We start from the raw sequence: 11,077 nt of genomic DNA on the forward strand, positions 1-11,077 counted from the left end.
GGGAACAGTGATGAAAACCAGAGACAGGATCATTCACAGCGCCACCGAGCTGTTCAACGATCAGGGTGAGCGCAACATCACCACCAACCACATTGCCGCGCATCTTGGCATCAGCCCTGGCAACCTTTATTACCACTTCAGGAATAAAGAAGACATCATCCACTCAATTTTTGATCAATACGCCCGCCACCTGAGCGAGAGCTTCACCCCGGCGCGCAGCAACGAGATCAAGCTTGAAAACCTGATGGGCTACCTGGATGCCATCTTCTATCTGATGTGGCAGTTCCGTTTCTTCTACGCAAACCTGCCGGACATCCTGAGTCGCGATGAGCCGCTGCAGCAGAAATACCTCAAGGCCCAGGAGCAGTTGCGTTCCTCCGTGGTCGCCCTACTCAGGAGCCTGCGTGAAGGGGGCATCATTGACGTCAACGACGAAGACCTGCCCGACCTTGGCCAGACCATCAAGATGGTGGTGACCTGCTGGATCCCGTTCCAGATTGCCCAGGCGCCCAATACCCGCATCACCAAGCCGCTGCTCTATCAGGGGGTATTGCGGGTGCTGTTCCTGCTGCGCCCCTATGTACAGCCCCAGGTGGCCGGGCAGATCCGCCAGCTGGAGCAGCATTACCGCCAACTGGCCCAACCAGCAGGGTGAGATCTGTTTCACAATTGTTGAATATCAGCACAATCATTTGAATTCACCGCAACAGATTGCAGTAAAATACTGCCCATTGTTGATAATCAGCTGAAATAGCCAATGAGGATCGAGGATGTCTAACGGATTCTATCGTCACCTGACCGAGCAACTTAGCCAGGTGCAGGCGGAAGGATTGTACAAGCAGGAGCGCATCATCACCTCGGCCCAGCAGGCCCAGATTGCGGTGGGTGGCGAGCAGGTACTGAACTTCTGTGCCAACAACTATCTGGGGCTGGCCAACCACCCTGACCTTATCGAAGCGGCCCATCAGGGGCTGGATAGCCACGGCTTCGGCATGGCCTCGGTGCGCTTCATCTGTGGCACCCAGGACAATCACAAGGTGCTGGAACAGAAGCTGTCTGCCTTCCTCGGCACCGAGGACACCATCCTCTACTCCTCCTGCTTCGATGCCAACGGCGGCCTGTTCGAGACCCTGTTCGGGGCCGAAGACGCCATCATCTCCGATGCCCTCAATCACGCCTCCATCATAGACGGCGTGCGGCTGTGCAAGGCCAAGCGCTATCGCTACGCCAACAACGACATGGCCGAACTGGAAGCCCAGCTCAAACAGGCGGATGCTGACGGTGCCCGCTTCAAGCTGATCGCCACCGACGGCGTCTTCTCCATGGACGGGGTCATCGCCGATCTCAAATCCATCTGCGATCTGGCAGACAAATACGATGCCCTGGTGATGGTGGATGACTCCCACGCCGTCGGCTTCATCGGTGAGAACGGCCGCGGCACCCACGAATACTGCGACGTGCTGGACAGGGTCGACATCATCACCGGCACCCTGGGCAAGGCGCTCGGCGGCGCCTCTGGCGGCTACACCTCCGGCAAGAAAGAGGCGATCGACTGGCTGCGTCAGCGCTCCCGCCCCTATCTCTTCTCCAACTCACTGGCGCCCTCCATCGTCTCGGCCACCATCAAGGTGATCGACATGCTAGCCGAGGGTCACGACCTGCGCGCCCGTCTGAAAGAGAACAGCCAGTATTTCCGCGAACGTATGAGCGCCGCCGGTTTCACCCTGGCAGGCGCCGATCACGCCATCATCCCTGTCATGCTGGGGGATGCCAAGCTGGCCTCCGAGATGGCGAGCCGCATGCTGGCTGCCGGCATCTATGTGGTGGGCTTCTCCTTCCCGGTTGTGCCCAAGGGCCAGGCGCGCATTCGCACCCAGATGTCCGCCGCCCACACCCGCGAGCAGCTGGACAAGGCCATCGACGCCTTCATCTGCATCGGCCGTGAACTCGGCGTCATCTGATTTGAATCAAGGGGCTGCAGCCCCTTTTTTCTGCATTCATATTGAAGGAACAACCATGAAAGCACTCTCCAAACTGCACAAAGAAGTCGGCATCTGGATGACGGACGTACCGGCCCCCGAGCTCGGCCACAACGACCTGCTGATCAAGATCCGCAAGACCGCCATCTGCGGCACCGACATCCACATCTACAACTGGGACGACTGGTCCCAGAAGACCATTCCGGTGCCCATGGTGGTCGGCCATGAATATGTCGGGGAGGTGGTCGCCATCGGCCAGGAAGTGCGCGGCTTCGCCGTGGGCGACCGGGTATCCGGCGAAGGCCACATCACCTGCGGCCATTGCCGCAACTGCCGCGCCGGCCGCACCCATCTGTGCCGCAACACCATCGGCGTCGGCGTCAACCGCCCGGGCGCCTTCGCCGAATATCTGGTGATCCCGGCCTTCAACGCTTTCAAGCTGCCGGACAACATCCCCGATGAGCTGGCCGCCATCTTCGATCCGTTCGGCAACGCCGTGCACACCGCCCTCTCCTTCGACCTGGTGGGTGAAGACGTGCTGATCACGGGCGCAGGCCCCATCGGCATCATGGCTGCCGCCGTCTGTCGCCATGTCGGTGCCCGCCATGTGGTGATCACTGACGTCAACGAATACCGGCTGGCGCTGGCCCGCAAGATGGGCGCCACCCGCGCCGTCAACGTGGCCAAGGAGAAACTCTCCGATGTGATGAGCGAGCTGGGCATGACCGAAGGCTTCGATGTGGGGCTGGAGATGTCCGGTGTGCCCAGTGCCTTCCAGGACATGATCGACAAGATGAACCACGGCGGCAAGATCGCCATGCTCGGCATCCCGCCCGCCACCATGGCCATCGACTGGAACAAGGTGATCTTCAAGGGTTTGTTTATCAAAGGGATCTACGGTCGCGAGATGTTCGAGACCTGGTACAAGATGGCCAGCCTGATCCAGTCCGGACTGGATCTCTCCCCCATCATCACCCACCGCTTTGATATAGATGACTTCCAGCAGGGCTTCGATGCCATGCGCTCCGGCCAGTCCGGCAAGGTGATCCTCAGCTGGGATAAATAAGCCTCTCGGCAGCTCAATCCCATGAAACCCGGCGAAGACTGGGTTTCTTTTTCTGCGCCTCTCCTCGCCAGTTTGTGATCTGACGAAGAAACTTTGCACGCAGAGTGCTTAACACTTCACACACAAGCGTTTAAATGGCTGTAACTATTCGGTTATAATCCAGTCGTTTTCTAGGGATAATAAAAGCCTGCTGGGAGTACATGAGCGTGTTGAAAAAACTGAGCTATTTGCTGGTTGTCGGGATGACGGCTGCCAGTCTGTCCGGCGTGGTGCTTGCTGCCGATGATATGTCGCCGGAAGCGATTGCCGAACGGATCAAGCCTGTCGGTCAAGTCTATACCGCCAAGGATCTGGAAGGGATTGCGACCGCAGGCGCAGCTCCTGCGACGGCGGCCCCCTCAGGCCCGCGCGATGGCGAGGCCGTGTTCAAGGGCGCTTGCTTCGCCTGCCATGACATGGGGATTGCCGGCGCACCGAAACGCGGTGACAAGGCAGCGTGGGAGCCACGTATTGCCCAAGGCATTGATACATTGAAGAAACACGCCATCGAAGGCTTCGCTGGCAAGACCGGCGTCATGCCACCACGGGGGACTTGCGCCACCTGTAGCGATGAAGAGATCGAAAACGCCATTCACTACATGATCGACAAGCTCTAAGTGATTGAAAGGGCCGCAATTGCGGCCCTTTCAATCTGTTTACTTCCGACTACTCTTTGTAGGGTAGGCAAATCGGGAGTTTCTATGTCAGCGCAACCCATAGCACCACAGTATTCGACTCCCTTGCTGGCGTTGGTGTCCGCTATTATGGATTTCCCTGCCCCCTCCTCTGCCACGCCCAAAGATTACGGCACCCTGATCCAGCAATTGAACCAGCTCTGCCCCCTGCAGCATTTCGGCATGCTGGGCTTGTCAGAGGCCGGGCTGCACTGGATATGCGAACATCATATTTCCGACAGTTTCAAACTGCAGCTGGGGCTGGAAGAGTCACGACTCACCGAGCAGCTGACCCAGCTTGATGAAGCCCAGGGCTGGTGCGTGTTTCCCATCGAGCATGGCCAGGTGCAGTGGTTGCTGGCCTGCAGCCAGCCCAAGGAGCTGCCAACCCTGCGCCTGCTGCTGGAATGCCTCGCCAAGCGATTGAATGAAACCCAGGCCGGCTCGCAACTCTCAGAGCTGGCTTCTCCGCTCATCCGCAAGGATCCGGACTGGCAGAAAAAAATCGAGAGCATCAATCGCATCATTCGCCTGGCTAATACCCTGCCCAGCCAGGCCTTGTTCTCCCAGCTGGAAGCCGTGCTGCGCCAGATGCTGAACATCCAGGACATGCTGCTGGTGCGCATCGACAGCCACCAGTTGGAAAAGATCTATCCCGAGCTGCCGCTGCACGGCGATGAATTCATCGCGGGCATGTGTCACAGCACCAACAACATGGAGCAGCACAAGGAGCAGCTGTTCTGGTACAGCCAGCCCCTGCGGCTGCAGCAGCAGTATTTCGCCCATTTCATCATCAGCACTCCGCAGCCGCTGGAGACGGACGATCGGCTGTTCCTCGACTTCCTGCGCAGCCAGCTGACCCTGCTGCTGGAGCTGAGACGGATCCGGCAAGAGCTGCACGACATCAATTCGGAAGACTCCATCAATCAACGCCTGCAACAGCTGCGGCAGACCAACCTGAGATTGCAGAAGCAGCTCAAGCAGCATCAGGAGCTGGAGCGCAGGCTGCAGTTCGATGCCCTGCACGATCCGCTGACCCAGTTGCCGAACCGGGCTCTGCTGATGAACCACCTCAACCATGCCATGACCCACTTCCACCGTTACAAGTCACCCGGGTTCTCGCTGATCTTCATCGATGTGGATCATTTCAAGCAGGTCAATGATACCCAGGGTCACGGCGCTGGCGATCAACTGCTGAAAGAGATGAGCCGCCGCCTGCAAACCTGTATCCGGCAGAACGACATGGTGGCCAGGCTGGGGGGGGACGAGTTCGTCATCTATCTGGACAACAGCAAGAACGAGGACGACATTAGCCCAGTGCTCAATCGCATCATCAGCCGCCTCTCCTATCCCTTCCGGCTGCAAGGCAACGAGTTGAGCATCACGGTCAGCCTGGGGGTGGCCAGCGTATCGGAGCAGACCACCGACATCAGCCAGCTGCTGCATCAGGCCGATCTGGCTATGTACCAAGCCAAGCGCAACGGGCGCAGCCGCATCGTCAGCTATTCGGAAGAGTGCTCTGCCCAGACTTGGGCCTCACCGGAAGAGATGCTGGCCAGGGCCCTGCGGGAGGGCCGCATACTGCCCTATTTCCAGCCGGTGATCCGGCTCAAGGACAGCCGCCTGACCGGACTGGAGGTGATGGCTCGCTGGATCACCGAAGAGGGGGTGCTCAAGGATGCCTTCGACTTCATCCCGCTGGCGGAACAGTGCGGCCTCATTCAGGAGCTGGATTACCAGATCCTGCGCCACACCTGCCAACAGTTGAAAGAGTGGTTGCCCATCTCGGGCCAGAGCAAGTTCAAGGTCGCCATCAACCTCTCCGGCAAGCATTTGGTCAATCACGAGCAGATCATGCGGCTGATGAACATAATAGAAACCGAGGGGATAGCGCCTGGCTATCTGATCTTTGAATTCAACGAGCGGGAGCTGTCGCGGCAGGATTCCGACGCCCTCACCTCCCTGCACGAGCTGAGGGCCAAGGGCATTCAGATCAGTCTGGATGATTTTGGCACCGGCTTCTCCTCCCTCAACGCCCTGTTCCACTTCCCGGTGGATTACATCAAGGTGGATGACAGTTTCACCCATCGCATGCTGCAATCCCCCAAGGATTTGGCGCTGATCCGCGCCATGCGGGACATCTGCCAGGATCTGGACTTCACTCTGGTGGTCGAAGGCATCGAGAACCAGCAGCAGTTGCAGAAGCTGATCGACATGGGTTGCCTGATGGGGCAAGGGCGCTACATCTCCCCCCCCATGCCGGGAGCCGATATCACCCCCCTGCTCACCCAGACCAAGAGTGAGCGCGGCTAGCCGCCGACTCAATCCGTCTTGAACAATGCTCTCAGGTTGGCAACCCCAACTTGCCCCTTCTGCTGGCGCTCCTCGGCCGTCACCTTCTTCTGGTTCTCCCACTCCAGATCGTCCTGAGGCAGCTCCAGCAGGAAGCGGCTCGGCTCGGGCCGCACCGACTCGCCATACTGACGGCGCTCCTTGCAGAGGGTAAAGGTGAGCTCGGTCTGGGCACGGGTGATACCCACGTAGGCGAGGCGTCGCTCCTCCTCCACGTTGTCTTCATCTATGCTGGTCTGGTGGGGCAGCAGGCCCTCTTCCATCCCCACCATGAAGACGTAGGGGAACTCCAGTCCCTTGGAGGCGTGCAGTGTCATCAGCTGCACCTGATCGGCATCATCCTCCCCCTCGTTGCGCTCCATCATGTCGCGCAGGGTAAGGCGAGTGACCACCTGGGCCAGCGTCATGGCCTCCTCCAGCTCATCCCCCTCCAACATTTCGGTAATCCAGCGATAGAGGGTGGAGACGTTCTGCATCCGCATCTCGGCCGCCTTGGGGCTGGGGGACGTCTCATAGAGCCACTCCTCATAGTGGATCTCCTTGATCATGTCCCGCACCGCCTCCACCGGATTGCCGCGCAGCGCCTGATCGCCGAGTCGCACCAGCCAGTTGGTGAAGGCCTGCAGGGCCACCAGACCACGACCGGAGAGCGATTGTTCCAGCCCCAGCTCGAAGCTGGCGGCAAACAGGCTCTTGCCGCGCTGGTTGGCATACTGACCCAGTTTCTCGAGCGTGGTGGGGCCTATCTCCCGCCGTGGCAGGTTGACCACCCGCAGGAAGGCGGTGTCCTCGTCCGGATTCACCAGCAGCTTGAGGTAAGCCATGATGTCCTTGATCTCGGTACGGGAGAAGAAAGAGGTGCCGCCCGAGATGCGATAGGGAATACGGTTGGTCATCAACGCCTTCTCGAAGATGCGCGACTGATGGTTGCCCCGGTAGAGGATGGCGTAATCCTTGAACCGGGTGCGGTTCATGAACTTGTGGCCCATCAGCTCAGCAGCGATCCGCTCCGCCTCGTGCTCCTCATTTTTGGCAAACAGCACCTTGACCGGCACCCCGTAATCGAGCTCGGAGAAGAGCGCCTTGTCGAACACGTGAGGGTTGTTGGCGATCAATATGTTGGCGCATTTCAGAATGCGCCCCTTGGAGCGGTAGTTCTGCTCCAGCTTGATCAGCTTGAGGCTCGGAAAGTCTTCGTTGAGCAGCACCAGATTCTGCGGCTTGGCGCCACGCCAGGAGTAGATGGACTGGTCATCGTCACCAACCACGGTAAAGCGGGCCCGCTCGCCGACTATCTGCTTCACCAGCTCGTACTGGCTGGTATTGGTGTCCTGATACTCATCGACCAGCAGGTAGCGGATCTTGTTCTGCCAGCGGGTGCGCACCTCTTCGTTGCTTTTCAGCAGCAGGGTCGGCATCACGATGAGGTCATCGAAGTCTAGCGCGTTGTAGGCCACCATCTGGCGGTGATAGCGCTCGTAAAGCTGGGCCATCAGCACCTCTTCCGGCCCTTGGGCGATACGCATGGCCCGCGCCGGCAGTATGAGGTCGTTCTTCCAGTTGGAGATCTGGCTGATGAGGGCCGACAGCTTGTCCTTGTCGTTATCCAGCTCAGCCTCGGTCAGCTCCTTGAGCAGCGCCAGCTGATCTGTATCGTCGAACAGGGAAAAGTTCGCCTTGAGATTCAGACTCTTGTGCTCACGGCGTATGATGTCGAGGCCCAGGGTGTGGAAGGTGGAAACCATGAGGCCCCGCGCCTCCTTGCGACCCAGAGTCTGGCCGACCCGCTCCTTCATCTCCCGCGCCGCCTTGTTGGTGAAGGTGACGGCCGCTATGTTGCGGGCGTTATAGCCACACTGCTGCACCAGATAGGCGATCTTGTTGGTGATGACGCGCGTCTTGCCCGATCCGGCTCCCGCCAGCACCAGGCAAGGGCCGGAGACAAACTTGACCGCTTCGTTCTGATTAGGGTTGAGCTTCATGGGCCGGATCTCTTGGCTTATGATGAGGGGCGGCATTGTAACAGAAATAAGCGGGCGAGCCGCATCGCTGCGCCACACACCATCAGTCGGCAAGCATCGTGGCCTTGTGTTCGAGCGCCATTTTCAGGATCATGGCCGACTTTTCCAGATGATGACGAGGGGAGCATGAATCAGCAACAGCACGCCCGACTGCGCGGCCAGTTTCCGACCTTGGCGCAGCAGGTCAACGGCCATCCTCTGGTCTATCTGGACAACGCCGCCACCACCCAGAAACCCCTGGCGGTGCTGGATGCGATCAATCACTACTACAGTGCCGACAATGCCAACGTGCACCGCGCCGCCCATGCCCTGAGCAGCCGCGCCACCCGGGCCTTCGAGGCCGCCCGCGAGACCGTCGCCCGCTTTATCAACGCACCTCATTCCCATGAGATCATTTGGACTCGCGGTACCACTGAGGCGATCAACCTGGTCGCCCAGAGCTGGGGCCTGAGCGAGCTCAAGGCGGGGGACGAAATCATCCTCAGCACCCTGGAGCACCACGCCAACATAGTGCCCTGGCAGCTGATTGCCCAGCGCACCGGTGCCCTTATCCGGGTCATCCCCCTCGATGAACGGGGCGATCTCGATATAGCCGCCTATCTAGCCATGCTGGGGCCACGCACCCGGCTGGTAAGCGTGGCCCACGTCTCCAATGCCCTTGGTACCGTCAATCCGGTCACCCAGATGGTGGCCGCCGCCAAAGCGGTTGGCGCCGTGACACTTATCGACGGAGCCCAGGCGGTGGCTCACCTGGAGGTAGATGTGCAGGCCATAGGGTGCGACTTCTATGCCTTCTCCGGCCACAAGCTCTATGGCCCGACCGGGATCGGTGTGCTGTGGGGCAGAACCGAACTGCTGGAGCGCATGCCTCCCTGGCAAGCGGGGGGCGAGATGATCGACAGGGTCAGTTTCAGCGGCACCACCTTCAACGCCCTGCCTTTCAAGTTCGAGGCAGGCACCCCGCACATCGCCGGTGCCATAGGCCTGGCGGCCGCCATCGACTTTGTCATGCAGCAAGACAGAGGCGCACTGGCACAGCATGAACAGAGACTCATCGACTATCTGGTGGCAGGGCTGCGGCAAGTGCCGAGCCTGCTCCTCATCGGTGAACCCGGCCAGCGCGCCGGCGCCGTCTCCTTTCTGCTGCAGGATATCCACTCGCAAGATGCCGCCACCCTGCTCGACATGCAGGGCATAGCGCTGCGGATCGGCCACCACTGCGCCATGCCGCTGATGGAAAGCCTTGGTATCAGCGGCACCATGCGGGCCTCGCTGGCCTGTTACAACAATCAAGACGACGTGGATGCCTTGCTGGCAGCCCTGACCAGACTGGAGGATTTCTTTTAAGCCATGACCGATATGAAAAGCCTCGAGCACTACACCGCCATAGGCCTGGAACCCGACGCCGAAGCAATTCGCCGACAGTTCGCCGCCGCCAGCGGCTGGGAGAACCAGTACCGGCTCATCATCCAGCTCGGCAAGCTGCTGCCCGCGCTGCCCGCCGAGTGGCAGACCGAAGAGAACCGCCTGAAAGGCTGCGAGAGCCAGGCCTGGCTGAGAGGTGAGAAGAGCGAAGATGGATGCTGGCACTTTGCCTGTGATTCCGATGCCCGCATAGTACGCGGCCTTATCGTTATCGTGCTGGCGGCGCTCAACCATCAGACGGCAGGAGCGATCCAAGCCTTCGATATGGACGGCTATTTTGCCGAACTCGGGCTGGAGAAACACTTGAGCCCGTCACGGGGTAACGGGCTCAGGGCGATAGTGCTGGCAATTCGGGCTCAGGCATCGGCCTGATCACTGGCCGGGAGCACTTCTATCGCCGCTGTCATTTCAGTTGCCAGACGTTCGGCTCTGGCACCTCGCTCGGCAATCTTCTTCAATACCCGGGAGGCGGCAACCAGCCCAAAGGTCGCCGTCACCGGCGTCACGGCCCCGAAGCCGGAGGCGCAATCCATCTTCATGGTGCCATCGCTGGCCGCCTTGGCCTGACAGGTGCCGCCATTACCGTCGGGATAACTCAACTGCTCGGTTGAGAAGACACACTCCACCCCGAACTTGCGCGCCGGGTTCTTGCTGAAGTTGTGCAGCCGACGCAGATCGGAGCGCACCTTGGCCGCCAGCGGATCCTGAATGGTCTTGGCCAGATCGGCCACTGTGATTTGGGTCGGATCCATCTGCCCGCCAGCGCCGCCAGCCACTATCACAGGGATCTTGTTGCGCTTGCAGAAGGCTATCAACGCCACTTTGGCCTTGACTGAATCGATGGCGTCCACCACATAGTCAAACTCCCGCTTGATATGCTCGGCCAGGTTGTCAGGAGTGACGAAATCATCCACCTCGATCACTTCACAATCCGGATTGATGGCACGAATGCGCTCTGCCATCACTTCGGTCTTGAGGCGGCCGACCGTACCCTGCATGGCGTGGATCTGGCGATTGGTGTTGGTGATGCAGATATCATCCATGTCGATCAGGGTGATCTGATTGATGCCGGCGCGGGCCAACGCCTCGGCCGCCCAGGAGCCAACCCCGCCGATCCCCACCACGCAGACCCTGGCCTGACTGAAGGAGCCAAGTGCACTCTGACCATAAAGACGGGCAATGCCCCCGAATCGCTGTAGATATTCTGCTTTCATACCATCACCTTGCTTGAGGGCGGCCATTATAGCGGCAACCGCAGCCAGCGGCGATCATCAAGAAGGCTCGGCATGGAGAAAGGAAGAGGGGTGGATAATAGTGATAGCGAGCGCCGGGTAGTCGGAAACGAAAAAAGCCCAGTCTTTCGACTGGGCTTCTCAATTTACTGGCGGAGCGGACGGGACTCGAACCCGCGACCCCCGGCGTGACAGGCCGGTATTCTAACCAACTGAACTACCGCTCCGCTATTTGGTTAGCTTTTTGCTAAATTGTCTGCCGTTTCAACGAGGTGTCATCCTCTCGGCC

At 59.6% G+C, this 11,077-nt stretch carries 9 protein-coding genes and 1 tRNA gene; 7 read left to right on the plus strand and 3 right to left on the minus strand.

Features of this window, described 5'->3' with window-relative positions; all coding sequences use genetic code 11:
* Positions 1 to 10: 10 nt before the first annotated feature.
* From BN1128_RS15725 to BN1128_RS15745, 5 genes are all read left to right on the plus strand, one after another.
* Positions 11 to 655, plus strand: a complete 645-nt coding sequence (locus BN1128_RS15725) for a TetR/AcrR family transcriptional regulator (protein ID WP_042870427.1) — start codon at positions 11 to 13, stop codon at positions 653 to 655.
* 115 nt (positions 656 to 770) lie between these two features.
* Positions 771 to 1,961 (plus strand): glycine C-acetyltransferase, encoded by a 1,191-nt coding sequence (locus BN1128_RS15730; RefSeq protein WP_042870428.1) that lies wholly within the window; start codon positions 771 to 773, stop codon positions 1,959 to 1,961.
* A 55-nt stretch (positions 1,962 to 2,016) separates the two neighbouring features.
* Positions 2,017 to 3,045: an L-threonine 3-dehydrogenase gene (tdh, locus tag BN1128_RS15735; protein ID WP_042870430.1), complete on the plus strand. Its 1,029-nt coding sequence runs from the start codon at positions 2,017 to 2,019 to the stop codon at positions 3,043 to 3,045.
* 200 nt (positions 3,046 to 3,245) lie between these two features.
* Positions 3,246 to 3,701 carry a c-type cytochrome gene (locus BN1128_RS15740; protein ID WP_042870432.1) on the plus strand — a complete coding sequence of 152 codons (456 nt, stop codon included), beginning with the start codon at positions 3,246 to 3,248 and terminating at the stop codon, positions 3,699 to 3,701.
* Positions 3,702 to 3,785: 84 nt separating this feature from the next.
* Complete coding sequence (locus BN1128_RS15745) at positions 3,786 to 6,071, plus strand: putative bifunctional diguanylate cyclase/phosphodiesterase (RefSeq protein WP_042870434.1); 2,286 nt, start codon at positions 3,786 to 3,788, stop codon at positions 6,069 to 6,071.
* An 8-nt stretch (positions 6,072 to 6,079) separates the two neighbouring features.
* On the opposite strand, the gene rep is transcribed toward BN1128_RS15745, so the two are convergent.
* Positions 6,080 to 8,092, minus strand: a complete 2,013-nt coding sequence (gene rep / locus BN1128_RS15750) for a DNA helicase Rep (RefSeq protein ID WP_042870436.1) — start codon at positions 8,090 to 8,092, stop codon at positions 6,080 to 6,082.
* A 165-nt stretch (positions 8,093 to 8,257) separates the two neighbouring features.
* On the opposite strand from rep, the gene BN1128_RS15755 reads away from it, so the two are divergent.
* Positions 8,258 to 9,478, plus strand: coding sequence for a SufS family cysteine desulfurase (locus tag BN1128_RS15755; RefSeq protein ID WP_042870438.1), 1,221 nt, complete (start codon positions 8,258 to 8,260; stop codon positions 9,476 to 9,478).
* Between the two features lie 12 nt (positions 9,479 to 9,490).
* Positions 9,491 to 9,928, plus strand: a complete 438-nt coding sequence (locus BN1128_RS15760) for a SufE family protein (RefSeq protein WP_042870460.1) — start codon at positions 9,491 to 9,493, stop codon at positions 9,926 to 9,928.
* Here the strand turns inward: BN1128_RS15760 and tcdA are convergent.
* Positions 9,913 to 10,770: a tRNA cyclic N6-threonylcarbamoyladenosine(37) synthase TcdA gene (gene tcdA, locus BN1128_RS15765; RefSeq protein ID WP_042870462.1), complete on the minus strand. Its 858-nt coding sequence runs from the start codon at positions 10,768 to 10,770 to the stop codon at positions 9,913 to 9,915. The genes BN1128_RS15760 and tcdA overlap by 16 nt on opposite strands.
* A 168-nt stretch (positions 10,771 to 10,938) precedes the next feature.
* A tRNA-Asp gene (locus BN1128_RS15770) sits at positions 10,939 to 11,015 on the minus strand.
* Positions 11,016 to 11,077 lie beyond the last annotated feature (62 nt).

This window comes from Aeromonas piscicola, assembly GCF_000820005.1.
Classification (GTDB): domain Bacteria; phylum Pseudomonadota; class Gammaproteobacteria; order Enterobacterales; family Aeromonadaceae; genus Aeromonas; species Aeromonas piscicola.

Excerpts from the sequence above, each read along its gene's own strand:
- BN1128_RS15725 (WP_042870427.1), top strand. The coding sequence starts at position 11 with ATGAAAACCAGAGACAGGATCATTCACAGCGCCACCGAGCTGTTCAAC.
- BN1128_RS15730 (WP_042870428.1), top strand. The coding sequence starts at position 771 with ATGTCTAACGGATTCTATCGTCACCTGACCGAGCAACTTAGCCAGGTG.
- tdh (WP_042870430.1), top strand. The coding sequence starts at position 2,017 with ATGAAAGCACTCTCCAAACTGCACAAAGAAGTCGGCATCTGGATGACG.
- BN1128_RS15740 (WP_042870432.1), top strand. The coding sequence starts at position 3,246 with ATGAGCGTGTTGAAAAAACTGAGCTATTTGCTGGTTGTCGGGATGACG.
- BN1128_RS15745 (WP_042870434.1), top strand. The coding sequence starts at position 3,786 with ATGTCAGCGCAACCCATAGCACCACAGTATTCGACTCCCTTGCTGGCG.
- rep (WP_042870436.1), bottom strand. The coding sequence starts at position 8,092 with ATGAAGCTCAACCCTAATCAGAACGAAGCGGTCAAGTTTGTCTCCGGC.
- BN1128_RS15755 (WP_042870438.1), top strand. The coding sequence starts at position 8,258 with ATGAATCAGCAACAGCACGCCCGACTGCGCGGCCAGTTTCCGACCTTG.
- BN1128_RS15760 (WP_042870460.1), top strand. The coding sequence starts at position 9,491 with ATGAAAAGCCTCGAGCACTACACCGCCATAGGCCTGGAACCCGACGCC.
- tcdA (WP_042870462.1), bottom strand. The coding sequence starts at position 10,770 with ATGAAAGCAGAATATCTACAGCGATTCGGGGGCATTGCCCGTCTTTAT.